Origin of the sequence: Bradyrhizobium erythrophlei (assembly GCF_042430365.1) — a bacterium.
In the GTDB taxonomy this organism is placed as follows: Bacteria; Pseudomonadota; Alphaproteobacteria; order Rhizobiales; family Xanthobacteraceae; genus Bradyrhizobium; species Bradyrhizobium erythrophlei.
This window is the reverse complement of record NZ_JBHMET010000036.1, coordinates 1-23,790: the sequence shown is the minus strand read 5'-3', so window position 1 is coordinate 23,790 and position 23,790 is coordinate 1. Positions and strand designations below refer to the sequence as shown.

General features: G+C 65.3%; 23 protein-coding genes. 17 read left to right on the top strand and 6 right to left on the bottom strand.

What is annotated here, in order from left to right; all coding sequences use genetic code 11:
* Positions 1–23 precede the first annotated feature (23 nt).
* From ACFFWD_RS05275 to ACFFWD_RS05260, 4 genes are all read left to right on the top strand, one after another.
* Positions 24–887, top strand: coding sequence for a branched-chain amino acid ABC transporter permease (locus tag ACFFWD_RS05275; RefSeq protein ID WP_376962171.1), 864 nt, complete (start codon positions 24–26; stop codon positions 885–887).
* Between the two features lies 1 nt (position 888).
* A complete protein-coding gene (locus tag ACFFWD_RS05270; protein WP_376962170.1) occupies positions 889–1,857 on the top strand; it encodes a branched-chain amino acid ABC transporter permease in 969 nt (322 codons plus the stop codon).
* Positions 1,858–2,007: 150 nt separating this feature from the next.
* Positions 2,008–2,652 carry a DUF47 domain-containing protein gene (locus ACFFWD_RS05265; protein WP_376962169.1) on the top strand — a complete coding sequence of 215 codons (645 nt, stop codon included), beginning with the start codon at positions 2,008–2,010 and terminating at the stop codon, positions 2,650–2,652.
* A gap of 10 nt (positions 2,653–2,662) precedes the next feature.
* A complete protein-coding gene (locus ACFFWD_RS05260; protein ID WP_376962168.1) occupies positions 2,663–3,667 on the top strand; it encodes an inorganic phosphate transporter in 1,005 nt (334 codons plus the stop codon).
* Here the strand turns inward: ACFFWD_RS05260 and sugE are convergent, their stop codons facing one another.
* Complete coding sequence (gene sugE, locus ACFFWD_RS05255; RefSeq protein ID WP_376962166.1) at positions 3,668–3,982, bottom strand: quaternary ammonium compound efflux SMR transporter SugE; 315 nt, start codon at positions 3,980–3,982, stop codon at positions 3,668–3,670.
* 159 nt (positions 3,983–4,141) lie between these two features.
* Between sugE and ACFFWD_RS05250 the strand changes: the two genes are divergently transcribed.
* From ACFFWD_RS05250 to ACFFWD_RS05200, 11 genes are all read left to right on the top strand, one after another.
* Complete coding sequence (locus ACFFWD_RS05250; RefSeq protein WP_376962164.1) at positions 4,142–5,761, top strand: peptide chain release factor 3; 1,620 nt, start codon at positions 4,142–4,144, stop codon at positions 5,759–5,761.
* A 260-nt stretch (positions 5,762–6,021) separates the two neighbouring features.
* On the top strand, positions 6,022–6,711 hold the full coding sequence (locus ACFFWD_RS05245) for a crotonase/enoyl-CoA hydratase family protein (protein WP_376962162.1): 690 nt from the start codon (positions 6,022–6,024) through the stop codon (positions 6,709–6,711).
* Between the two features lie 86 nt (positions 6,712–6,797).
* Entirely contained in the window at positions 6,798–7,355 is a 558-nt protein-coding gene (locus ACFFWD_RS05240) for a TetR/AcrR family transcriptional regulator (protein WP_376962161.1), read from the top strand.
* Between the two features lie 69 nt (positions 7,356–7,424).
* Positions 7,425–8,030 carry a UCP034077 family protein gene (locus ACFFWD_RS05235; protein WP_376962159.1) on the top strand — a complete coding sequence of 202 codons (606 nt, stop codon included), beginning with the start codon at positions 7,425–7,427 and terminating at the stop codon, positions 8,028–8,030.
* A gap of 118 nt (positions 8,031–8,148) precedes the next feature.
* Complete coding sequence (locus tag ACFFWD_RS05230) at positions 8,149–8,733, top strand: NnrU family protein (protein WP_376962157.1); 585 nt, start codon at positions 8,149–8,151, stop codon at positions 8,731–8,733.
* Between the two features lies 1 nt (position 8,734).
* Positions 8,735–9,556 (top strand): 3-methyl-2-oxobutanoate hydroxymethyltransferase, encoded by an 822-nt coding sequence (gene panB / locus ACFFWD_RS05225; protein WP_376962155.1) that lies wholly within the window; start codon positions 8,735–8,737, stop codon positions 9,554–9,556.
* 10 nt (positions 9,557–9,566) lie between these two features.
* Positions 9,567–11,165 carry a class I adenylate-forming enzyme family protein gene (locus tag ACFFWD_RS05220; RefSeq protein ID WP_376962153.1) on the top strand — a complete coding sequence of 533 codons (1,599 nt, stop codon included), beginning with the start codon at positions 9,567–9,569 and terminating at the stop codon, positions 11,163–11,165.
* 157 nt (positions 11,166–11,322) lie between these two features.
* On the top strand, positions 11,323–11,976 hold the full coding sequence (locus ACFFWD_RS05215) for a tetratricopeptide repeat protein (RefSeq protein ID WP_376962151.1): 654 nt from the start codon (positions 11,323–11,325) through the stop codon (positions 11,974–11,976).
* Positions 11,977–11,990: 14 nt separating this feature from the next.
* Positions 11,991–12,563: a hypothetical protein gene (locus ACFFWD_RS05210; protein ID WP_376962149.1), complete on the top strand. Its 573-nt coding sequence runs from the start codon at positions 11,991–11,993 to the stop codon at positions 12,561–12,563.
* Between the two features lie 54 nt (positions 12,564–12,617).
* On the top strand, positions 12,618–14,000 hold the full coding sequence (gene der / locus ACFFWD_RS05205; protein ID WP_376962147.1) for a ribosome biogenesis GTPase Der: 1,383 nt from the start codon (positions 12,618–12,620) through the stop codon (positions 13,998–14,000).
* Positions 13,997–15,244, top strand: coding sequence for a TCR/Tet family MFS transporter (locus tag ACFFWD_RS05200; protein WP_376962145.1), 1,248 nt, complete (start codon positions 13,997–13,999; stop codon positions 15,242–15,244). The genes der and ACFFWD_RS05200 overlap by 4 nt, the downstream gene beginning before the upstream one ends.
* 91 nt (positions 15,245–15,335) lie before the next feature.
* On the opposite strand, the gene ACFFWD_RS05195 is transcribed toward ACFFWD_RS05200, so the two are convergent.
* The 5 genes from ACFFWD_RS05195 to radA form a co-directional block, all read right to left on the bottom strand.
* Positions 15,336–16,562, bottom strand: coding sequence for an ABC transporter substrate-binding protein (locus ACFFWD_RS05195; RefSeq protein WP_376962143.1), 1,227 nt, complete (start codon positions 16,560–16,562; stop codon positions 15,336–15,338).
* Positions 16,563–16,850: 288 nt separating this feature from the next.
* Complete coding sequence (locus ACFFWD_RS05190) at positions 16,851–17,591, bottom strand: SDR family NAD(P)-dependent oxidoreductase (protein WP_376962141.1); 741 nt, start codon at positions 17,589–17,591, stop codon at positions 16,851–16,853.
* 95 nt (positions 17,592–17,686) lie between these two features.
* Positions 17,687–19,225, bottom strand: coding sequence for an amidophosphoribosyltransferase (gene purF / locus ACFFWD_RS05185; RefSeq protein WP_376962455.1), 1,539 nt, complete (start codon positions 19,223–19,225; stop codon positions 17,687–17,689).
* Between the two features lie 34 nt (positions 19,226–19,259).
* On the bottom strand, positions 19,260–19,889 hold the full coding sequence (locus ACFFWD_RS05180) for a CvpA family protein (RefSeq protein ID WP_376962139.1): 630 nt from the start codon (positions 19,887–19,889) through the stop codon (positions 19,260–19,262).
* 170 nt (positions 19,890–20,059) lie between these two features.
* Positions 20,060–21,520, bottom strand: coding sequence for a DNA repair protein RadA (gene radA / locus ACFFWD_RS05175; RefSeq protein WP_376962137.1), 1,461 nt, complete (start codon positions 21,518–21,520; stop codon positions 20,060–20,062).
* Positions 21,521–21,765: 245 nt separating this feature from the next.
* Here radA and ACFFWD_RS05170 point away from each other — a divergent pair, with 245 nt between their 5' ends.
* The gene (locus tag ACFFWD_RS05170) at positions 21,766–23,100 is read left to right on the top strand and encodes a DUF5107 domain-containing protein (RefSeq protein ID WP_376962135.1); all 1,335 of its coding nucleotides are present in this window, start codon (positions 21,766–21,768) and stop codon (positions 23,098–23,100) included.
* A gap of 217 nt (positions 23,101–23,317) precedes the next feature.
* On the top strand, positions 23,318–23,737 hold the full coding sequence (locus tag ACFFWD_RS05165; protein WP_376962133.1) for a hypothetical protein: 420 nt from the start codon (positions 23,318–23,320) through the stop codon (positions 23,735–23,737).
* Positions 23,738–23,790: the final 53 nt, after the last annotated feature.

Below are 23,790 nucleotides of genomic sequence, written 5' to 3'. Positions count from 1 at the left end.
GATTGGTGATGGACATTTAGGCGATGCAGGCTCTCTACGCACAACTATTGGTGGGACTGATCAACGGCTCGTTCTACGCGCTGCTCAGTCTCGGGCTCGCCGTTATTTTCGGCATGCTCAACATCATCAATTTCGCGCATGGCGCACTCTACATGATGGGTGCTTTCTGCGCGTATTTTCTGCTTAGCCTCACCGGCCTCGGATACTGGTGGGCGCTGATTATCGCGCCTGTCGTCGTCGGCATCTTCGGCATGGTCCTCGAGCGCACGATGCTGCAGTGGCTCGCCGGGCTCGACCACCTCTACGGCCTGTTGCTGACGTTCGGCATCGCGCTGATCGTGCAGGGCGTCTTCCAGAACTATTTCGGTTCGTCCGGTCTGCCCTACGCGATCCCGGATCAGCTCAGGGGTGGCATGAACCTCGGCTTCATGTTCCTGCCGATCTATCGCGGCTGGGTCGTGATCTTCTCCCTGGTGGTGTGTCTTGCCACCTGGTTCCTGATCGAGAAGACGCAGCTCGGCGCCTATTTGCGCGCCGCCACCGAGAACCCGACGCTGGTCCGCGCCTTCGGCATCAACGTGCCGCGCATGATCACGCTGACCTACGGGCTCGGCGTCGGCCTTGCGGCGCTCGCAGGCGTGCTGTCGGCGCCGATCAACCAGGTCCGGCCGCTGATGGGCGCCGATCTCATCATCGTGGTGTTCGCGGTGGTCGTGATCGGCGGCATGGGCTCGATCATGGGATCGATCATCACGGGCTTCGCGCTCGGTGTGATCGAGGGACTGACCAAGTATTTTTATCCCGAAGCCTCCAACACCGTGGTGTTCGTGCTCATGGTGCTGGTGCTGCTGGTGAAGCCAACGGGACTGACGGGACGGGCGGCCTGATATGTCGGCATTGACAGACGATACACTTCCGATAACGCCGCGCGCGATGCGCGACGAGATGATCGTGTTCGCCGTGATGGCGGTGTTGCTCGCGGTGGTGCCGTGGACGGGAATCTATCCCTTCTTCGTCATGCAGGCGCTGTGCTTCGCGCTGCTCGCATGCGCCTTCAACCTGTTGATCGGCTATGGCGGCCTGTTGTCGTTCGGCCACGCGATGTTCCTGGGCACCGCCGGCTACGTGACGGCCCACGCGCTGAAGGTGTGGGCGCTGCCGCCCGAGCTTGGCATCGTGATCGGCACCGCGGCGGCAGCCTTGCTCGGCCTCGTCACCGGCTACATCTCGATCCGCCGGCAGGGCATCTATTTCTCGATGATCACGCTGGCGCTGTCGCAGCTGCTCTACTTCATCTACCTGCAGGCGCCGTTCACCCACGGTGAAGACGGCATCCAGGGCATTCCGCAGGGCTACCTGTTCGGCTTCCTGAATCTCTCCAAGCCGATGGTGCTCTATTACGTCGTGCTGGCGGGATTCCTTGGTGGCTTCCTCCTGATCTACCGCACCATCAACTCGCCGTTCGGCGAGGTGCTGAAGTCGATCCGCGAGAACGAGCAGCGCGCGATCTCGCTCGGCTACAAGACCGACCAGTACAAGCTCTTGGCCTTCATCCTGTCGGGCACGCTGGCGGGCTTTGCCGGCTCGCTGAAGGTGTTCGTCGCGCAAAACGCCTCGCTCACCGACGTCCACTGGTCGATGTCCGGTGAAATCGTGCTGATGACGCTGGTCGGCGGCCTCGGCACCATCTTCGGACCGCTGGTCGGCGCCTTCGTGATCATCGCCATGCAGCAATATCTCGCCGGCTTCGGCCAGTGGGTGACGGTGATCCAGGGCGTGATCTTCGTGGCCTGCGTGCTGCTGTTCCGTCGTGGTCTGATCGGCGAGGTCGCCCATCTGCTCCGGCGCTCGCTGTAGGGCAGGGGGTTGCAGGGTCATCCTCAGCCGACAAAGCGGTGGATGACCCGGTCTCGGGGCGCCGGTGCCCCGCGCTTTCCTCGGGAAATGTTCTATGACAGTTTCGTGACGGGCCATTCCGTGGCCCGTCCGAAACGATGGAATTGACCCATGCTGCGCTGGTTTCGCGCCTTTTTGCCTAAAGAAGAACGGTTCTTCGAGCTGTTCGCCCGGCACGCCGGGACCTCGGTCCAGTGCGCCAAGGCGCTGCAGGATATGCTCAAGGGCGGGGAGGAGACACCGGTCTACTGCCAGCGCGTCAACCAGTTTGAGAACGACGCTGACAACATCACCCGGGAGGTTTTGACTGCGGTCCGGCGTACCTTCATCACGCCGTTCGACCGCGGCGACATCAAGAGCTTGATCACATCGATGGACGACGCCGTCGACCAGATGCAGCAGACCGCCAAGGCAGTGGTGCTGTTCGAGGTGCGCGCCTTCGAGCCGCCGATGCGCGAGATGGGCGGCCTGATCGTCGAATGCGCCAACCTGGTCGTCCGCGCGCTGCCGTTGTTGCAGGCAATCGGCCAGAACGTCTCGATGCTGACCCAGATCACCGAGGAGCTCACAAAACTCGAGGGCCGGGTCGACGACCTCCACGACATCGGATTAAAGGAGCTGTTCCTCAAGCACCGCGACGCCAATACGATGGATTTTATCGTGGGCGCCGAGATCTACGACCATCTCGAGAAGGTCGCGGACCGCTTCGACGACGTTGCCAACGAGATCAATTCGATCGTGATCGAGCAGGTCTAGGGCAAGCGCCGTGGACGCCACGCTGGGCCTTCCCGTTCTCGTTATTCTGATCGCGGTCGCGCTGCTGTTCGATTTCCTGAACGGCCTGCACGACGCCGCGAACTCGATCGCGACCATCGTCTCGACCCGCGTGCTGCGGCCGCAATATGCGGTGTTCTGGGCGGCGTTCTTCAACTTCGTCGCCTTCCTGGTGTTCGGGCTGCACGTCGCCAACACCATCGGCACCGGGATCATCGAGCCGTCGGTGGTCGACGCCACCGTGATCTTCGCTGCGCTGGTCGGCGCGATCGTCTGGAACCTGATCACCTGGGCGCTCGGCATTCCCTCGTCGAGCTCGCACGCGCTGATCGGCGGGCTGGTCGGCGGCGGCATGGCCAAGGCCGGGATTTCGGCCGCGGTCTGGAGCGGGCTGTCGAAGACGCTGCTTGCGATCGTGCTGTCGCCGGCGGTCGGCTTCATCCTCGCGCTGGTACTGGTCGCGATCGTCTCATGGCTGTCGGTGCGCTCGACACCGTTTGCGGTGGACCGCGCCTTCCGCATCCTGCAATTCGTCTCGGCCTCGCTCTATTCGCTCGGCCATGGCGGCAACGACGCGCAGAAGACCATGGGCATCATCGCCGTGCTGCTCTATTCGCAGGGCCATATCGGTGAGAAATTCGAGATCCCGTTCTGGGTGGTGCTGTCCTGCCAGACCGCGATGGCGCTGGGCACGCTGATGGGCGGCTGGCGCATCGTCCGCACCATGGGCCTGCGCATCACCAAGCTGACGCCGATGCAGGGCTTTTGCGCCGAGACCGGCGGCGCCGCCACGCTGTTCATCGCGACCTATCTCGGCGTTCCCGTTTCCACCACCCACACCATCACCGGCGCCATCGTCGGCGTCGGTGCGGCGCGGCGGCTCTCCGCGGTGCGCTGGAATGTGGCGAGCTCGATCGTCTATGCCTGGGTGATCACGATTCCCGCGTCAGCCGCGGTCGCTGCGTTGACCTATTGGGCGGTGCTGATCCTGCGCTGATTACCCGACCAGCTTCAGGCCGACGATGCCGCCAACGATCAGGCCGATGCTGGCGAGGCGCAGCGCGGTGGCCGGCTCGCCGAACAGGAAGATTCCCAGCGTCGCGGTGCCGACGGCGCCGATTCCGGTCCAGACCGCATAGGCGGTTCCAATCGGCAGCGTCTTCAGGGCAAGGCCGAGCAGCAGAACGCTGCCGGCCATCGCCGCCAGGGTGAGGGCGGACGGAACCAGCCGCGAGAAACCTTCGGTATATTTCAGCCCAATGGCCCAGCCGATCTCGAGGAGACCGGCGGTAAACAGCACGGCCCAAGCCATGACGGAACCCTCCGGATGAGGCAGGGTCGTCCCCGCAAGATGATGTCGTGAAGAGAAGGTCGTCCTTCCCAACCCCCATATGGGGAGGGCAGGGTCATTCCGCATTGCGACAAAACGCCCTTGATTGCGGCGGTTTTCCCTGCCAAACGCTCCCCCGCCATGTCCGAAACCGCCGTTCCCGCCGAATCGCCGTCCCGCTCGCCGCTCTCTGAGGAAGTGGCGCGACGTCGCACCTTTGCGATCATCTCGCATCCGGACGCCGGCAAGACCACGCTGACTGAAAAGCTCCTGCTGTTCGGCGGCGCCATCAATCTCGCCGGCCAGGTCAAGGCCAAGGGCGAGCGGCGCAACACCCGTTCGGACTGGATGAAGATCGAGCGCGAGCGCGGCATCTCGGTCGTCACCTCGGTGATGACCTTCGAGTTCAACGAGCTCGTGTTCAACCTCCTGGACACGCCGGGCCACGAGGACTTCTCCGAGGACACCTATCGCACGCTGACCGCGGTCGATTCCGCGGTCATGGTGATCGACGCCGCCAAGGGCATCGAGGCGCGCACGCGCAAACTGTTCGAAGTCTGCCGTCTGCGCGACATCCCGATCATCACCTTCATCAACAAGATGGACCGCGAGAGCCGCGACACCTTCGAACTCCTCGACGAGATCGAGAAGACGCTCGCGCTCGACACCACGCCGATGACCTGGCCGGTCGGCCGCGGCCGCGACTTCCTCGGCACCTACGATGTCGTCAATGGCGGCGTGCGCTTGCTCGAGGGCGGCGGCGCCAAGACCGGGCAGGCCGAGCAGATCGACATCGCCGATCTCGGTGCGCGCAATCCCAATCTCGACGTCGCCGAGGTCAAGGACGAGCTTGCGCTGGCCTCGGAAGCCTGCAAGCCGTTCGAGCTCGGCGCCTTCCGCGAGGGCCATCTGACACCGGTCTATTTCGGCAGCGCGCTGCGCAATTTCGGCGTCGGCGACCTGCTGGAGGGCCTCGGCAAGTTCGCGCCGGCGCCGCGCGCGCAGGAGTCCGATCTGCGCAAGGTGAAAGCGTCCGAGCCGCGCATGAGCGCCTTCGTGTTCAAGATCCAGGCCAATATGGATCCGAACCACCGCGACCGCATCGCGTTCGCGCGTCTCTGCTCGGGCAAGCTCAGCCGCGGCATGAAGGCCAAGCTGGTGCGCACCGGCAAGAACATGAGCCTGTCGAGCCCGCAGTTCTTCTTCGCTCAGGACCGTTCGGTCGCCGACGAGGCCTTTGCCGGCGACGTCGTCGGCATCCCCAATCACGGTACGCTCAGGATCGGCGACACCTTGACCGAGGGCGAAGACCTGACCTTCGTCGGCGTGCCGAGCTTTGCGCCGGAAATCGTCCGCCGTGTTCGTCTCACCGATGCGATGAAGGCGAAGAAGCTGAAGGAAGCTTTGCAGCAGATGTCGGAAGAGGGCGTCGTACAGGTGTTCCGTCCGCGCGACGGTGCGCCGGCCCTGGTCGGCGTCGTCGGCCCGCTGCAGCTCGACGTGCTGAAGGCGCGGCTCGATGCCGAATACTCGCTGCCGGTCGAGTTCGATGTCAGTGAATTCTCGCTCGCGCGCTGGATATCCTCCGACGATCGCAAGAAGCTCGAGGCGTTCATCGCCGCCAACAATTCCGGTATCGCCGACGACGTCGACGGCGACCCCGTCTTCATGGCGAAGAACGAATTCTATCTCGGCTACACAAGCGAGCGCGCCGAAGGCATCACCTTCTCCAACGTCAAGGACGTGAAGAAGAAGGCGTAACGCAGCCGACGCTGCCTCCCGCTTGTCGTCCCTCGGCTTGACCGGGGGACCCAGTACGCCGCGGCCCATCGGCTCAATCACGACTGCCTCTGGAATACTGGGTCGCCGGGTCAAGCCGGGCGATGACCGCCTACTACTGAACGTGCACATATGCATCCAGTGGATGCCACCATGCGCAGGCCGGAGACAAAGGCTCCTTGCGCCGGTTCCCGTTGTCATAAAGTATCCAGTGGATGCTTATAACAAACAGGGAGACTGCCATGACTGAACTTGCGACCTATTCCTGCTCCGGACCCGTCGGCACCATCGTGATCGATGACGGCAAGGCCAACGTGATGTCGCTTGAGATGCTGAATGCGCTGCATGCGGCATTCGATCGTGCCGAAAGCGACCGGGCGGTGGTGGTCCTCAAGGCGCGGGGCAAGCATTTCTCTGGCGGTTTCGATCTCAACGTGTTCGCTCGCGGCAGCGCGGAGGAGCAGTACCTGATGGTGAAGGCGGGCGCCGAGCTCGCGCTGCGCATCCTGTCGTTTCCGACACCGGTGGTCGCTGCGTGCCAGGGCAATGCCTTCCCGATGGGGGCGTTCCTAATCATGTCGAGCGATCATCGGGTCGCTGCCGAGGGCGATTACCGCATCGGCATGAACGAGGTCGCGATCGGCCTGACGGTGCCGCGCTTTGCGATCGAGATCGCCCGGCAGCGGCTGACGCCGGCCTATTTCAGCAGGGCCGTCATGACGGGGGAGATGTTTGGTCCCACCGAGGCGGTGACCGCCGGCTTCTTCGATCGCCTGGTGCCGGCCGACGCTCTGGAGCGCAGCGCCGAGGAAACGGCGCTTATGCTCAGCAAGATCAATCTGGCCTCCCATGCCGCCACCAAGGCCCGGGCGAGGGGGAGCGTGATCAAGATGATCCGCGCCGTGATCGACGAAGACATCACCCCGCAATAGGGCACCGACCGGGTCGCCGGCCGCGCGCCGGCCTGAGGTGCTGCCATGGCGGTAGCGCTGCGGCGGCAGCCTTTGTAAGAAGGGCAATGACCGCGAAGCCGCTCCGGGCGACCTATCGCCATGGCAATCTGAAATCCGCCGCGCTGAAGGCCGCGACGCGCCTCGTGGCGAAGCTCGGCCATGAGCAGGTGAGCCTGCGCCAGGTCGCCGACGCCGTCGGCGTCGCGCATCGCTCGCTCTACAACCATTTCGCCGATCGGGAAGCGCTGCTGGATGCGGTGGCGACCGACGCCTATCTGCGGCTCGCCGCGATCCTGGTGAAGGTGGATACGCCGGAGGACTACACCGCGAAATATGTGCGCTTCGCGCTCGCCAACCGCGCCCTCTATGCGTTGATGACAAGCCGCCCGCATGCGACCATGAAGTACAACCCGCCGCTGCAGTCGGCCGTGCACAAGGTCATCACCGAAGCGATGCGGATCTTCTGCCGGGACATCGAGGCGCCGGCCGCGCGGCGGCGCGCCGTGATGAAGATCTACATCACGCTCTACGGCGGCATTTCGCTCTATGCGGCAGGCGTGCTCGACCAGCCCAGCGAAACGGCGCTGATCGCGGAACTGTCGGCCATGAACGCGGGGAAGTGAAGACGGCAAGCCTTGAAGGCGCCGTTCGCGCGCGTCATTTTTCATGGGACCGCCGTCGAGGGCTTGTCCATGGTCCGGGGCCTCCCTGCCTGTCTGTTGGTTGCGGCCGGCCTTGCCGCCGCGGTTCCGTCCGCCGCTGCGCGGGACCGGACCAACCCGGTGCCGTTCGCGCATACGCCGTGCAGCGTGCTCGACAACGAGCCGTGCACGCCGTCCGTCTGCAGCATCTTCGGCCCGTGGCCGTGCTTTCCCGAGATCAACTATCCCTACGGCCAGAACCTGCAGCTCACGATCCTGACCGTGCCGCCGCAGGATCAGGCCGCAAGGTACCGCAAGCCCGACCATGACCTCGATACCATCGGCGACCTGTTCGCGGCGCTGCGGTCGTGCTGGTCGCCGCCGCCCGCCGACAGCGCGCGCGAGGGCATGCAGATGTCGGTGCGCTTCAGCTTCAAGCGGACCGGCGAGATGATCGGCGCGCCGCGGGTGACCTTTGCCACATCCGGCGTGCCGGCCGACACGCGCACCACCTACCTCAATGCCATCAATGCCTCGCTCGACGCCTGCCTGCCGCTGAAATTCACCGGCGGGCTCGGTGGGGCGCTCGCCGGCCGCCCGATCGCGATCCGCTATGTCGACAATCGCGACCTCGGCAAACAGGCGGAAAAGCCGTGATCCCTCGGTCCCGCCGAGGACGCGGCCCCGGAATGACGGCACGGCGCGTGATGCATTGCGCTCCGCCGCCCGGAAATGATAGGCGAGGACGGCAATAGCGACATCAGGGGAGGACATCGTGGGACTGCTGGTGATGATCCTGGGCCTTGTGCTGTTCCTCGGCGTCCATACGCTGACCACCCAGCGCGAGCTGCGCGCGCGCTTCGTCAACGCGATGGGCGATGGCGGCTACAAGATCGCCTATTCGGTCGCCTCGTTCGCGGGGCTCGCCCTGATCGTCTGGGGCTTCGCGCATTACCGCTCAACCGGCTGGATCGACGTCTGGACGCCGCCGACCGCGTTCAAGCACATCACGGTGGCGCTGATGCTGCCCGCCGTAATCCTGGTGGTGGCGTCCTATGTCCGCGGCCGCATCTACGCCACGCTGAAGCATCCGATGCTGTCGGGTGTGAAGCTGTGGGCGGCCGCGCATCTGCTCGCCAACGGCGATCTCGGCTCGATCATTCTGTTCGGTTCGTTCCTCGGCTGGGCGGTGTTCGACCGCGTCTCGCTGAAGCGCCGCGCCGATGCCGGCGGGCCGCCGATTCCGGTCGGTGGTCCTACCAACGATGTGATCGCAATCGCGGTCGGCGTGATCGCCTATCTGGCGTTGGCATTTGCATTCCATCCGGTCGTGATCGGCGTGCCGGTGGTTGGAGGTTAATATGTCGGTTCAATCTGCGATCCGGCGCAAGACTGCGCCCGATATCCGTGCCCGCAAGAATGGCGAGCCGATCGTGATGCTGACGTCGTACCAAGCGCACACCGCGGCGCTGGTCGACAAGCATTGCGACGTCATCCTGGTCGGCGACTCCCTCGGCAACGTCATGCACGGCTTCGAGACCACCGTGCCCGTGACCCTCGACATGATGATCCTGCAGGGGCGCGCCGTGATGCGCGGATCGAAGCATGCGCTCGTTGTCGTCGACATGCCGTTCGGCTCCTATGAGGCGTCGAAGGAGCAGGCCTTTCATTCCGCCGTGCGGATCCTGAAGGAGACGCAGTGCGGCGCGGTGAAGCTCGAGGGCGGGGTCCGGATGGCCGAGACGGCCGCCTTCCTGTCGGAGCGCGGCATTCCGGTGATGGGCCATATCGGGCTGACGCCGCAATCGATCAACACGCTAGGCTCGTTCCGCGCCCAGGGCCGCGAGGCGGCGAACTGGGCGCCGATCGAGAACGACGCCAAGGCGATCGCGGAGGCTGGCGCCTTCTCGATCGTGATCGAGGCGGTGGCCGAGCCGCTAGCGCGCAAGATCACGCAATCGATCGCGGTGCCCACCATCGGCATCGGCGCAAGCGCCGCCTGCGACGGCCAGGTCTTGGTGCTCGAGGACATGCTCGGCCTGTCGCCGCGCTCCCCGAAATTCGTGCGCCGCTACGGCAACCTTGGTCCCGCGATCGAGGAGGCGATCCAGGGCTACGCGAACGATGTGCGCAGCCGCGCGTTTCCGGGACCCGAGCACGTCTACGACATGAAGAAGAGCTAACGAGGCCGACATGGACTGGTCGCAGCATTCGATTCCACCGATGCGGCTCGAGCCGCGGTTCGGCGATCGCGTCGTGCCGGCCTTTGTCGAGCGGCCGTCGAGCCTCTGGGCGATGATCGAGGACGCCGTTGCGCAAAACGGCGACGGCGAGGCGCTGGTGTGCGGCGATGCGCGCATGACCTGGCGCGAGGTCGCGCAGCAATCGGCCAAGGTGGCGGCGGGCTTTCACAAGCTGGGGCTACAGAGCGGCGATCGCGTCGCGATCCTGCTCGGCAACCGGATCGAGTTCGTGCTGACCATGTTCGCCGCCGCGCAGGCCGGACTGGTGACGGTGCTGCTCTCGACCCGCCAGCAGAAGCCCGAGATCGCCTATGTGCTGAATGATTGCGGTGCGAAGCTCCTGGTCCACGAGGCTGCGCTTGCCGAACGCGTGCCCAACGCGGCCGACATTCCCGCTCTTCAGCACCGGATCCCGGTCAGCGACGATGGCGCATCGCAGTTCGCTCGTCTGCGCGACAATCCTCCGTCATCGGCGCCGGCCGAGGTGAGGGAAGAGGACACCGCGATGATCCTCTACACCTCGGGCACGACCGGGCGGCCGAAGGGCGCGATGCTCGCCCATTGCATCGTGATCCATTCCTCTGCCGTGTTCGCCTCGTGCCTGAAGCTGACCAAGGCCGACCGCTCGATCGCCGCGGTGCCGCTCGCGCACGTCACCGGCGCGGTCGCCAACATCACGACCATGGTGCGTTGCGCGGGCGCGCTGATCATCATGCCGGAGTTCAAGGCCGCGGAATATCTCAAGCTCGCCGCCCGCGAGCGCGTCACCTACACGGTGATGGTGCCGGCGATGTACAATCTCTGCCTGCTGCAGCCGGATTTCGACAGCACCGATCTGTCGAGCTGGCGCATCGGCGGCTTCGGCGGCGCACCGATGCCGGTTGCCACCATCGAGAAACTCGACGCCAAGATTCCCGGCCTGAAGCTTGTGAACTGCTACGGCGCGACCGAGACCACATCGCCCTCGACCATCATGCCCGGCGAGTTGACCGCCGCCCATATCGACAGCGTCGGCCTGCCGTGCCCGGGCGCTGAGATCATCGTGATGGGCCCCGACGGCCGCGAGCTGCCGCGCGGCGAGATCGGCGAGATCTGGATCCGCAGCGGCTCCGTCATCAAGGGCTACTGGAACAATCCGACGGCGACTGCGGACAGCTTCACCGCCGGCTTCTGGCACTCCGGCGATCTCGGCTCGATCGACGACCAGAATTTCGTGCGCGTGTTCGACCGCCAGAAGGACATGATCAACCGCGGCGGCCTGAAGATCTATTCCGCCGAGGTCGAGTCGGTGCTTTCAGGCCATCCCGCCGTGGTCGAGAGCGCCATCATCGCAAAGCCGTGCCCGGTGCTCGGCGAGCGGGTGCATGCGGTGGTCGTGACCCGCGCCGCGGTCGATGCCGACAGCTTGCGCGCCTGGTGCGCCGAGCGGCTGTCCGACTACAAGGTGCCGGAGACGATGGCGCTGACATCAGAGGCGCTGCCCCGCAACGCCAACGGCAAGGTCATCAAGCGGCAGTTGCGGGAGACGCTGGTGGCCGCCGGAGCGTGAGGGCGGGTGGGGGCCACCCTCCACCGTTAACGCTTTGATCTGCCTCGCTTTGCCTTGCCACCGCCATATCATTAGGGTAACGCCGCCGCGATATGGGATCGGGCGCCGGGCCGGGCCGGCCCGAAGCGCGCGCCCTGTGGGGATGGGATAAGCTTAAGTGTCTGAATTATTTGATGAAGTCGACGAGGAAGTCCGTCGCGACCAGCTCAAGAAGCTGTGGGACAAATATTCGATCTATATCGTGGCGCTGGCCGTCCTGATCGTCGCCGGCGTCGGCGGCTGGCGCGGCTATGAATATCTCGAGGCCAAGAAGGCTGCCGAGGCCGGCGCGGCGTTCGACCGGGCCGCGGAGCTGTCCGAGCAGAACAAGCATGCCGAGGCGGAGGCCGCCTTTGCCGACCTGATCACAAAGGCGCCGTCGGGCTATCGTGCGCTGGCGCGGCTGCGCCTGGCCGCCGAGGTTGCAACCCGCGACCAGCAGGCCGCCGCAAAACTGTACGACGAGATCGCCGCCGACCGCAGCGTCGGCGCAACAGAGCAGGACCTGGCGCGGATCCGCGCGGCCCAGCTCGTGATGGACAACACGACCTATCCGAACATGCTGCAGCGGCTCGAGCCGGCGACCGCGCAGGGCTCGACCTTCCGCCACACCGCGCGCGAGATGCTGGCGCTGTCGGCCTGGCGCGCCAACGACGCCACTGCGGCGCGGCAATGGCTCGACCTGATCGCCAATGATGGTGAGACGCCGCAGAGCCTGCGCGCGCGCGCCGAGGCATTGCAGGCGTTGCTGCCCCCGGTGGCCAAGAGCTGAATGAGAGATCGACCATGCGCCGCTCGCAACGATTGATCGCAGCCGCCGTCGCCGTCGCGCTTTGCAGCGTGCTGGCCGGCTGTGGCGGTGGCAGCATGGCCAATTTCGATCCGAGCGATCTGCTCGACTTCCTTGACAGCAAGAAGAAGCTGCCCGGCGATCGCAAGCCGGTGTTCCCGGAGGGCGTGCCCGGCCTCGAGCAGGGCGTGCCGAAGGAGTTGTACAAGGGCGCGCAGCAGGACCAGCTGAACCAGCAGAACGCCGATGCCGCGGCGACCGCGACCGCGGCGCCGCCCGAGTCGCCGAAATCGTCGAAGAAGAATGCGAAGGGCAAGGGCAAGCCGGCCCCGGCCGCGGATCAAGCCGCCGCGCCGGCGCCTGATGCCGACGCTGCGCCTTCGGAAGAGGGCGCACCTGCCGCGCTGCCGGCGGAGCCGAAGCCCAAGAAGATCGTTCGCCGCCGCACCACGGCGCCGCCGCCGGACCAGCCGGCGCAGCAGCCCGCCGCGCAGTCATCGGCGCAGACCACTCAGCAATCCGCAGCGCCGTTCCCCGCGCCGCTACCGAGCGGCTCGTTTAACCGCTAGGTATTTCGTTCAATTCGTTTGACGCGCGCTGCCGACGCAGCGCCTGGATGATCCATGTCCTTCACGATCGCCATTATCGGCCGGCCCAATGTCGGAAAGTCGACGCTGTTCAACCGGCTGGTCGGGCAGAAGCTCGCGCTGGTCGACGACGAGCCCGGCGTCACGCGGGACCGGCGCGAAGGGCAGGCCCGGCTCGGCGACCTCGAATTCACTATCATCGACACCGCCGGCCTCGACGAGGGCGCCAGGGGCTCGCTGACCGCGCGGATGCAGGAGCAGACCGAGACAGCAATCGCGCTCGCCGATGCGCTGATGTTCGTGATCGATGCGCGCATCGGTCTCACGCCGACCGACCGCGCCTTTGCCGACTTCGCCCGCCGCGCCAACAAGCCGGTGGTGCTGGTCGCCAACAAGGCCGAAGGCAAGCATGGCGAGATCGGGGCGATGGAATCCTATGCGCTCGGCCTCGGCGACCCCGTCCAAATCTCCGCCGAGCATGGCGAGGGTATGGGCGAGCTGTACGATGCGCTCAGCCCGCTGATGCCGGAGCCGATGGAGGCCGACGACGAGGTCGAGGACGATGAGGAGCTCTCGGAAGAAGAGCTCGCGCAGCGCCCGATCCGCGTCGCCATCGTCGGCCGGCCCAACGCCGGCAAATCGACGCTGATCAACCATCTGCTCGGCGAGGAACGGCTGCTGACCAGCCCCGAGGCCGGCACCACGCGTGATTCCATCGCGGTCGAGATCTCCTGGCAGGGCCGCGCCTTCCGCTTGTTCGATACCGCCGGCCTGCGGCGCCGCTCGCGGATCGAGGAGAAGCTGGAAAAGCTCTCGGTGGCGGACGCGTTGCGTGCGGTGCGCTTCGCCGAGGTCGTCGTGATGATGATGGATGCGCAGAACAAGTTCGAGGAGCAGGACCTGCGCATCGCCGACCTGATCGAGCGCGAGGGCCGCGCGATCGTGCTCGCCGTCAACAAATGGGATCTCGTCGAGCGCAAGCCGAACCAGATCTCGGCGCTGCGCACCGACGCCGACCACTGGCTGCCGCAGGTCAAGGGCGCGCCCATCGTCGCGGTCTCCGGCCTGATGGGCGAGGGCATCGACCGCCTGATGACGGCGATCCAGGAGGCCTACGCGGTCTGGAACAGGCGCCTGCCGACCTCGGCGCTCAACCGCTGGTTCGAGCAGGCGATCCAGACCAACCCGCCGCCCGCCGTCTCCGGCCGCCGGCTGAAGCTGAACTATATCACGCAAGTGAAGGCGCGCCCGCCGAGCTTCGTGCTGTTCTGCTCACGCGCCGACGCCATCCCGCAATCCTATCTGCGTTATCTCACCAACTCGTTGCGCGAGGCCTTCGATCTGCCGGGCACGCCGGTTCGGATCACGCTGCGCGAGAAGGCCAACCCGTTCGCGCACAAGCGCAAGCGGCCGTCTTGAGCGGGCTGGCCGGGAACGGACAAGCCGGCGAGCGGCCAGTGCGCGGCGCCGCGGTCATCTTTATCTTCGTCACCATCCTGCTCGATACGCTCGCGCTCGGCATCGTCATCCCGATCCTGCCGAAGCTGATCGAAAGCTTCGTCAACAACGACACCGCGCACGCGGCGCGCATCTTCGGGCTGTTCGGCACCATCTGGGCGCTGATGCAGTTTTTCTGCTCGCCGATCCTGGGCGCGCTGTCGGACCGCTTCGGCCGGAGGCCGGTGGTGCTGCTGTCGAATTTCGGGCTTGCCGCCGACTATATCGTGATGGCGCTGGCGCCGACGCTGAGCTGGCTGTTCGTCGGACGGGTGATCTCGGGCATCACCGCTGCCAGCATCTCGACCGCATTTGCCTATATCACCGACGTCACGGTACCGGACAAGCGCGCAGCCGTGTTCGGCAAGATCGGCGTTGCCTTCGGCGCGGGCTTCATCCTCGGGCCCGCGCTGGGCGGCCTGCTCGGCCAGTTCGATCCGCGCCTGCCGTTCTGGGTCGCGGCCGGCCTGAGTTTTGTCAACGGACTCTATGGCCTCCTGATCCTGCCGGAATCGCTGCCCGCCGAGCGCCGTTCGCCGTTCCGCTGGAAGAGCGCCAATCCGGTCGGCGCGCTGCATCTGTTGCGGTCGAACCGGATGCTCGCCGGCCTGTCGCTGGCGAATTTCTTCGCGCAGCTTGCACATGTCGTGCTGCCCTCGGTGTTCGTGTTGTACGCGACCTATCGTTATGGCTGGAACACCGGCACTGTCGGCGCGACGCTCGCGCTGGTTGGCGTCTGTGCCATGATCGTGCAGGGCGCGGCGATCGGCCCGATCGTCAAGCGTTTCGGCGAGCGCAAGGCGCTGTTTATCGGGCTCGCCTTCGGCGCGGCCGGCTTCTTCATCTTCGGCGCGGCGCCGACCGGTCATTTGTTCTGGATCGGCATTCCCGTGATGGCGCTGTGGGGCATCTCGGGTGCGGCGACGCAAGCTTTAACGACGCAACTCGTCGCGCCGGACCAGCAGGGCCAGCTGCAGGGCGCGACCACCAGCGTGCAGAGCGTCTCGCAGCTGATCGGCCCGTTCCTGTTCACGCTGACCTTTGCCCATTTCATCGGCGACAGCGTATCGCTGAAGCTGCCCGGCGCGCCGTTCTATCTTGCAGCCGCATTGTTGCTGCTGGCGCTCATGATCGCGTGGCGCGCGACGGCGGCGCAAAAAGCGTAAGGCGGGTTAGCCGAAGGCGTAACCCACCATCTTTCTCGCCGCGAGGAAAGCGGTGGGTTACGCCCCGCTAACCCGCCCTACGGTGCATCGCTTACTTCTTCACCAGCGGGCAGTCGCTGGCCTCTAACGGCTTGGCCGCGTCTTCCGGCGCAATCGTGGCGACCAGCTTGTAATAGTCCCACGGGCCCTTCGACTCTTCCGGCTTCTTCACCTCGAACAGATAGGCCGGAATGATGCGGCGGCCGTCGGCACGCAGCGGGCCCTTGCCGAACAGCGGATCGTCGGTCGGGATTTCCTTCATCTTGGCAACCACCTTGGCGCCGTCATGCGGATTGCCGCCGAGTGCTTCCATCGCCTTCAGGTAGTGCAGGATTTCTGCATAGAGGCCCGCGACCGTCATCGAGGGCATTGAGCCCTTGGGCGAGACCTTCTGGAAGCGCTTCGACCATTCGCGGGTCTTGTCGTTGAGATCCCAGTAAAAGGACTCCGTGAAAGTAAGTCCCTGCGCGGTCTTCAGCCCGAGCGCGTGCACGTCGTTGATGAACATCAGCAGCGGAGCGAGCTTCTGGCCGCCGGAGACGATGCCGAATTCGGCCGCCTGCTTGATCGAGTTGGTGGTGTCGCCGCCGGCATTGGCAAGGCCGATCACCTTGGCCTTCGACGACTGCGCCTGCAGCAAGAAGGAAGAGAAGTCGGAAGTATTGAGCGGATGCTTGACGCCTCCCACCATCTTGCCGCCGGTCGCAGCAACGGCGGACGTAGTGTCGCGCTCTAAAGCATGACCGAAGGCGTAATCCACGGTCAGGAAGAACCAGCTATCGCCGCCCGCTTTCGTCAGCGCCTTGCCGGTGCCGTTGGCGAGCATGTAGGTATCGTAGCTGAAGGAGACGGTGTTGGGCGTGCAGGCCTTGCCGGTAAGGTCGGCGGTCGCCGCGCCCGAATTGAGCAGCACCGAGTTCTTGTCCTTGACGAGGTTGTTCACCGCGAGCGCAACGCCGGAGCTCGGCGTGTCGGCGATGGCGTCGACCTTGTCGGCATCGATCCATTGCCGGGCGATGTTGACGCCGACGTCCGGCTTGTTCTGGTGATCGCCGCTCAGGACCTCGATAGTCCAGCCCTTGGCCTTGAGGCCAGAGTCTTCAACGGCCATCTTCACCGCGACCACCGAATTGGGGCCGCCGATGTCGGCATAGAGGCTCGACATGTCGTTGAGCACGCCGATCTTGACTGTCTTGTCCTGGGCGAGTGCGGGTGTTGCGAGGCCGAAAGCGGTACAGGCAAGAAGCGCGGCAGTACGCTGCGCGAGCGTCGTCGTCATGAAAATTTCCTCCGCTGTGAAAAGTCCGGGCAGCTCTCTTGGGCGGAGCCTGTGGTCCGGTAACTCGGGCACCCGCTTACCCTGTCTTGGGGCAACCGGCAATCCGTCTAAAGCCGGAAGGCGTCGACGCGTCCTCCGGCGATCGCCTGATTTGAGTGCATCTGAGGTCAGCTTGAACTTCTGGACGCGTTTTCCGGTGTCGACCTCGGCGGTATAGACGTTACCCTTGGTGTCACCGGCCATGGCATGCACTTCATGCTGCGCAGCGCCCGGGACACGAGCGCGCCGCTACGCCGGCGGCAGAAAACTCTTCAGCGTGCGCGCCTTGTAGTCGTAGAGCTTGCCGGTCTCGGTCCAGTCGGGCGAGCACATCGGCACGATGAATGCGGCAGCCTGGTCTGGCGTCTCCAGCGTCATCGGGTCTTCGCCGGGAAACACCGCCGCGCGCATCCGGGTGCGGATCGGCCCCGGGCTGAACAGGTTCACGCGCAACTTCGTGTTGGCCGTCTCGTTCGCCCAGGAGCGTGCCAGCGTCTCCAGCGCGGCCTTCGAGGCCGCGTAGGGCCCCTGATAGGCGTTGGCCTTGTGGGCGGCGCCCGAGGTGATGAACACCGCGCGCCCGGCGTCCGACTGGCGCAGCAGCGGGTCCATGCAGCGGATCAGCTGGAAGTTGGCGGTGACGTTGACCGCGAACACGTCGTTCCACGGCTTCAATTCGATATGGCCGAGCGGCGAGGAGGGGCCGGCGACGCCGGCATTGCCGACGAGGATATCGAGCTTGCCGTGGCGCTCGTGCAGCGCGAGGCCCAGACGCGCGATGCCCTCATAGTCGGTGAGGGTGAGCGGCACCAGCGTGGCGCTGCCGCCGTCCTTGCGGATCTCGTCGTCGAGCTCTTCCAGCCCGCCTTGCGTGCGCGCCACCGCCACGACATGTGCGCCGGCCTTGGCCAGCGCGACGGCTGTTGCATAGCCGATGCCGCGCGAGGCGCCGGTCACGAGGGCGATACGGGAGGCGAGGGGTTTTGTCATGTCTGTCTGTCCGCGTCTTTGCGGCGGGTATTACAGACAGAAATGGCCGGGACAAGCCCGGCCATGACAGAAAAAACCTAAGTTCCTGCTTCGCCTCAGCTCGCTTCCGCCAGCAGCGAGAGCTGGCGTGGCTGCGGCTCGACGTCGCTCTGGTCGGTGAGGTGGGTCGGATAGGTGCCGGTGAAGCAGTGGTCGGCGAATTTCGGGTTTGCCGGATCGCGTCCCTGATAACCCATCGCGCGGTACATGCCGTCGATCGACAGGAAGGCGAGCGAGTCGGCGCCGATGATCTCGCGCATCTCCTCGACCGAATGCGTGGCCGCGAGCAGGCCGCCGCGATCGGGCAGGTCGATGCCGTAATAGTCGGGATAGAGGATCGGCGGCGAGGCGAGGCGGAAGTGCACCTCGCGGGCGCCGGCGTCGCGCATCATGCGCACGATCTTCTTCGAGGTGGTGCCGCGCACGAGACTGTCGTCGATCAGGATGATGCGCTTGCCCTCGATCGCGGCGCGGTTGGCGGAATGCTTCATGCGCACGCCGAGCTCACGCACGCTCTGGCTCGGCTGGATGAAGGTGCGGCCGACATAGTGGTTTCGGATGATGCCGAGCTCGAACGGCACGCCGGAATACTGGCTGTAGCCGACGGCGGCGGGCACGCCGGAGTCCGGCACCGGCACCACGACATCGACTTCGGGATGGTTCTCGCGCGCGAGCTGCGCGCCGAACGCCTTGCGCACGTCGTAGACCGAGCGGCCGCCGACGATGGAATCCGGCCGCGCGAAATAGATGTATTCGAAGATGCAGGGCCGCGGCGGCTTCGGCGGGAACGGCTTGTGGCTGTGGGCGCCGTGCTCGTCGAACACGATGATCTCGCCGGGCTCGACGTCGCGGACATAGCGGGCGCCGATCATGTCGAGCGCGCAGGTCTCGGAGGTCAGGATCGGGCGGCCGTCGAGATCGCCGAGCACGAGCGGGCGGATGCCGAGCGGGTCGCGCGCGCCGATCAGCTTCTTGTTGGTGAGCGCGACCAGCGCATAGGCGCCCTCGATCGTCCGCAGCGCCTCGATGAAACGGTCGACGAAGCGATTTCGCTTGGACTGCGCGACGAGGTGCAGGATCACCTCGGTGTCGGTGGTCGACTGCATCATCGCGCCGCCCTTCACGAGCTCGCGGCGCAGCGTCAGGGCGTTGGTGAGGTTGCCGTTGTGGCCGACCGCAAAGCCGCCGGCGCTGAGCTCGGCGAACAGCGGCTGCACGTTGCGCAGGATGGTGCCGCCGGTCGTGGAGTAGCGGACGTGGCCGACCGCGGTATTGCCGGGCAGGCGCTCGATCACCTCGCGGCGGGAGAAGGTGTCGCCGACGAGGCCGAGCCGGCGTTCACTGTGGAAGCGGCTGCCGTCGAAGGAGACGATGCCGGCGGCTTCCTGGCCGCGGTGCTGCAGGGCGTGCAATCCGAGCGCGGTGATCGCGGCGGCTTCGGGGTGGCCGAAGACGCCGAACACGCCGCATTCCTCGCGGAGCGTGTCGCCATCGAGATCGGGGTGCCTGAGATCGGAGTTTTGGAGATCGTCCTGCAATTCGATCGGGCCGAGGTCGAGATCCAGTTGGTCGGCGTGATCGGAAGGGGTCTGCATCTCGTTCATCGCCTCTCGTTAGGGCCCAATAGAATTAGCGGCCCGCGGGTTTCTCGATCAGCTTCTTCAAGCCGTCACGCGCAGGTTTACTATAGCCGTCGCCGGATGCAGGGGCAGCCTGATCGGTGTCCGCCTGATCCTCGTCGGGTCTATTCTTCTTGAATTTCTTTAAGATGGTGTTCTCGGGGTCATCTGGCAAGAGCGACTTGAGCCACTCCCCGGTTCCCTCCAGAACCACCCGGGATTTCGCCGCCGTCACCCAGTCCGGGCGCTGCTTGTCGGGAACCAGCCAGGTGAAGAACAGGAAGGCCACGACCACGATCAAGAGCCCGCGGGCAAGCCCGAACAGGAAGCCCAGCGTGCGGTCGAGCGCCCCGATTCGCGAATCCAGGATCATGTCGGAGATCCGCACCGTGACCACCGAGACCACGATCAGCGTGCCGATGAAGGTGCCGGCGACCACGACCACGGCGGCGACCGTGTCGTTATTGAAGTAAGTTTTTGCGGTCGGCAGCAGCTTCGAGAAAGCATACAGCGTGACGAGGGCCGCCGCGCCCCAGGCCGCGATCGACAGGATCTCGCGCATGAAGCCGCGCACCATGGCAAGCAGGCCCGAGATCAGCATCACCCCGAGCAGGACGAGATCAAGTATCGTTATGGGCATCGGCTGGTCAGGTCCGCTGGTACGTCTTGGGTACGGTCTTTAGGCTCTCGCGAATCGGCGTCGTGCTGCCGTTCTAGCTGAGGGGGATCGGGGGTATCAGGCAAGGCCGGAAACACCCTGTCCCGCGCGGCGGATGTATAGCGGCGAGGGCCTGGGACGTCACGCCCGCTTTAGCCGTTCTCGCGACGGAATCGGGCCGGTGTGGCATTTTTCTCATTGGCGTCATCGTCCCGAGGCGCGGCCGGGCCGCCTCTAGGGGTCCCGCGCGCGGCAATTTCGGCGACCAAAGTGGTCAGATTGCCGACGCTGTTGAACTGGAGCCCGGCATCGCCGTTCGCCTCGCCGCGGGCTGATTCGGGCAGGATGGCGCGGCCGAAGCCGAGCTTGGCGGCTTCTTTCAGGCGGCCTGCGGTCTGCGCCACCGGGCGGATCGCGCCGGACAGCGAAATTTCGCCGAAATAGACCGCATCCGTCGGCAGCGGCGCGTTCACCAGCGAGGAGACCAGCGCCGCGGCCGCGGCAAGGTCCGCCGCCGGTTCCTGGATCCGCAACCCGCCGGCGACGTTCAGGTACACGTCGTGGCCGGACAGTTTCACCCCGCAATGGGCCTCCAGCACTGCCAGCACCATCGACAGCCGGCTCGGGTCCCAGCCGACCACGGCGCGGCGGGGCGTGCCGAGCGAGGTCGGCGCCACCAGCGCCTGCAACTCGACCAGCACCGGCCGGGTGCCCTCGATACCGGCAAACACGGCGGTGCCGGGGCTGCCGAGATCGCGTTCGGACAGGAACAATTCGGAGGGGTTGGTGACCTCGCGCAGGCCCAAGCCGGTCATCTCGAACACGCCGATCTCGTCGGTCGCGCCAAAACGGTTCTTCACCGAGCGCAGGATGCGGAACTGCTGCGAGCCTTCGCCCTCGAACGACAGCACCGCGTCGACCATGTGCTCGACCACGCGCGGCCCCGCGATCTGGCCGTCCTTGGTCACGTGCCCGACCAGGATGATCGCCGCCCCGGTCTTCTTCGCGAACCGGATCAGCGCCTGAGCCGAGGCGCGGACCTGCGTCACCGTGCCGGGCGCGGATTCAACCGTGTCGGTCCACATGGTCTGGATCGAATCGATCACGATCAGGCGCGGGACGGTGCCTTCCGACAGCGTCGAGACGATGTCCTCGACCGAGGTTTCGGAGGCGAGCTGCACCGGCGCATCCGCAAGCCCGAGCCGCTCGGCGCGCAGCCGCACCTGGGCGACCGCCTCTTCGCCGGAGATGTAGACCACGCGATGTCGGGCGCGCGCCATCATGCTGGTGGCTTGGGTCAGCAGTGTCGATTTGCCGATGCCGGGATCGCCGCCGACCAGCAGCACCGAGCCGCGGACGAAGCCGCCGCCGGTGACGCGGTCGAGCTCGGCCATGCCGGAGGAGAGGCGCGGCGCATCCTGGGTCTTGCCGGACAGCGACTCCAGCGCGAACGTCCGCCCCTTGCGCTTGCTGCGGATCGAGACCGGCACGGAGCCTGTCGTGTCTTCCTCGGCGAGCGTATTCCACTCGCCGCAGGCGTCGCACTTGCCCTGCCAGCGATTATACGCCGCGCCGCAATTCTGGCAGACGAAGGAGAGGGTCGATTTGGCCATGAAGGAGAGTTCGTTCGAAGCGAATCCAACCCTTCCATAGCACGGAATGACGGGCCGCAACGCACGTGCCCGCGCATGCATGTCGCCGGAAGCGTCGATGGACTAGAGTTACCGCTCCCGCAAAGGCGACATCAATGGCAATTCCTACTGCCCGATCTCTCCGAATCCGCTGTGCGGTTGCCTTGCCCCTGGCGCTGTCCGCGCTTCCGCCGGTAGCACACGCCGCATCGCCTGGGGCCGACGGTGTGTCGCTCAGCGAGTCCTCGATCACCTGGAGCACGGTCAAATTCGCCACCACGGCGGAGAATGGATTCGTCGACGGCTCGCTCGACAAGACTGTGATCGTCGACCGCACGTTCCGCACCCGCGTGCTCGAGAACCGCTATCTGAAGGTGACGCTCGTGCCCGAATTCGGCGGGCGCATCCTGTCGATCGTCTACAAGCCGACCGGCCATGAACAGCTTTATCGCAGCGAGGTGGGCGTGCCCTACGGCATCAAGGCCGGAAACTTTTACTACGACTGGCTGATGGTCTATGGCGGCATCTTCCCGACCTTTCCCGACCCCGAGCACGGCCGGACCTGGCTGAAGCCCTGGGATTTCCGAGTGGTGACGGAGACGGCCGGCGAAGTGACGGTGGCGATGTCGCTCACGGATGATTTCGCGTATCCCGCAGCGCCGAAGCGGTTCAAGGGCGAGACCGGAATTGAGGCGACCACCTATGTGACGCTGAAGGCCGACCGCGCCGCGCTCGACACGCGCGTGGTGCTGAAGAACACGCAGCCTCGACCGATCGCATACGAGTACTGGACCTGCACGACGCTGGCGCCAGGCTCCCACCCGAACAATCCCAGGGCCACCGGCGGTGTGGAAATCATTGCGCCGATCACGGCCTACACCACGCCCGACTGGTCGGCCAATCTGGCTGACGGCGACGCGCGCGCAGGCCCGGGCACGCGCCGCTTCGAGAACCTGCGCTACTTCCGCAACTGGTCGACGATGGGCATCGCCTATGCCGCGCCCGACATGCAGGGCGGCAATTTCTGGGGCGTCATCAACCACGACAATGACGAGGGGATCATCCGCATCGCCGACAACAGGGTGACGCGGGGCCTGAAGATGTGGACGTGGGGATATCAGTCGTTCACCAACGAAACCGACCCCCGCAAGGCGCCGAACGAGCAGCGGCCCTACGTCGAATTGTGGGCCGGCGTATCGGACCAGTTTTTCCACGATGCGCATTTTCCGGCGTTGGGCGAACTATCGGTCGCCGAGACTTACAGCCCGACCGTCGGCATGAGCAGCGTGACGCAGGCGAACGAGCACGTCCTGATCAACCTTTCGGCGGATGCATCCCGCGTGAACCTCGAGTTCTTCAGCATCGCGCCGGCTGTGCCGTTGCGGATCACGCTGAAGCGCGGCGATGCCGTCGTGTTCGACGACGCTGTGACCGCCGATCCGAAAAACGGCAACCGCATCTCCGCGGCCATTCCGTCGGGCGGCAGTGGCGATCGGGTGCAACTGACGATCAGGACTGTTGACGGCAGGGAGCTGATCACGGCCGAGGCGAAGATCAAATAGACCCTTGCCGATTGTGCGCCTGCGGAGGGAGCACCTCGCAAGCCGCCTACAAAACGTCACAACTCGATGTCGGCTTCTTGAAGTCTTTGCAGCTTATCTGTGGTCGACCGGTTCATCGCCGGTTCAGTCCAAATGACCAAGCTGACATCGTCGCAATGCTTGCAGGACATCCTCGCGGCGTTGTCGGCGCAGACCCATTCCCAAACGGAGCAAGTTCATGATCAGTCGGCGTCTCGTACTCGGAGCGATTGCCGGAGCCAGCACCATCGGCGCGTCTCGCATCGCCTTCGCGAAGGAGAAACATCAGCTCAACGGAAAGGACTTGCTTGGCGAGAACATCAAGAAGAACGGCAAGCACAAGATCCACACCACCGGAAAGAAAGTCGACGTCTTTGCCGAAGTGAACAACGGCAAGGTCACGGGCATCAGCGCGCCCGGAATGCAGGTGAAGAAGGTGCGGTCCCGTCAGAAGCTGGCCGAGACGGCCCCTGGCTTGAGCCTTGCGAGCATGCAACTCGCACAAGCCGACGTCTACTATTACGGCTATTGGGTCTATGACGATCTGACCGACAATTACTACTGGTTCCCGGCCGAGTACGTGGTCGTGGATTCGTCCTGGGTCGAGTATCAGGTCTAGCAGTCTGCTGAAAAACCCAGAAATTGAAGCATTGCTGTGTGTTTGGGCAGGTG

Bases quoted from the DNA above. Each gene is read 5' to 3' on its own strand.
- ACFFWD_RS05275 (WP_376962171.1), top strand. From the start codon at position 24: ATGCAGGCTCTCTACGCACAACTATTGGTGGGACTGATCAACGGCTCG.
- ACFFWD_RS05270 (WP_376962170.1), top strand. From the start codon at position 889: ATGTCGGCATTGACAGACGATACACTTCCGATAACGCCGCGCGCGATG.
- ACFFWD_RS05265 (WP_376962169.1), top strand. From the start codon at position 2,008: ATGCTGCGCTGGTTTCGCGCCTTTTTGCCTAAAGAAGAACGGTTCTTC.
- sugE (WP_376962166.1), bottom strand. From the start codon at position 3,982: ATGGCTTGGGCCGTGCTGTTTACCGCCGGTCTCCTCGAGATCGGCTGG.
- ACFFWD_RS05250 (WP_376962164.1), top strand. From the start codon at position 4,142: ATGTCCGAAACCGCCGTTCCCGCCGAATCGCCGTCCCGCTCGCCGCTC.
- ACFFWD_RS05245 (WP_376962162.1), top strand. From the start codon at position 6,022: ATGACTGAACTTGCGACCTATTCCTGCTCCGGACCCGTCGGCACCATC.
- ACFFWD_RS05240 (WP_376962161.1), top strand. From the start codon at position 6,798: ATGACCGCGAAGCCGCTCCGGGCGACCTATCGCCATGGCAATCTGAAA.
- ACFFWD_RS05235 (WP_376962159.1), top strand. From the start codon at position 7,425: ATGGTCCGGGGCCTCCCTGCCTGTCTGTTGGTTGCGGCCGGCCTTGCC.
- panB (WP_376962155.1), top strand. From the start codon at position 8,735: ATGTCGGTTCAATCTGCGATCCGGCGCAAGACTGCGCCCGATATCCGT.
- ACFFWD_RS05220 (WP_376962153.1), top strand. From the start codon at position 9,567: ATGGACTGGTCGCAGCATTCGATTCCACCGATGCGGCTCGAGCCGCGG.
- ACFFWD_RS05210 (WP_376962149.1), top strand. From the start codon at position 11,991: ATGCGCCGCTCGCAACGATTGATCGCAGCCGCCGTCGCCGTCGCGCTT.
- der (WP_376962147.1), top strand. From the start codon at position 12,618: ATGTCCTTCACGATCGCCATTATCGGCCGGCCCAATGTCGGAAAGTCG.
- ACFFWD_RS05195 (WP_376962143.1), bottom strand. From the start codon at position 16,562: ATGACGACGACGCTCGCGCAGCGTACTGCCGCGCTTCTTGCCTGTACC.
- ACFFWD_RS05190 (WP_376962141.1), bottom strand. From the start codon at position 17,591: ATGACAAAACCCCTCGCCTCCCGTATCGCCCTCGTGACCGGCGCCTCG.
- purF (WP_376962455.1), bottom strand. From the start codon at position 19,225: ATGCAGACCCCTTCCGATCACGCCGACCAACTGGATCTCGACCTCGGC.
- ACFFWD_RS05180 (WP_376962139.1), bottom strand. From the start codon at position 19,889: ATGCCCATAACGATACTTGATCTCGTCCTGCTCGGGGTGATGCTGATC.
- radA (WP_376962137.1), bottom strand. From the start codon at position 21,520: ATGGCCAAATCGACCCTCTCCTTCGTCTGCCAGAATTGCGGCGCGGCG.
- ACFFWD_RS05165 (WP_376962133.1), top strand. From the start codon at position 23,318: ATGATCAGTCGGCGTCTCGTACTCGGAGCGATTGCCGGAGCCAGCACC.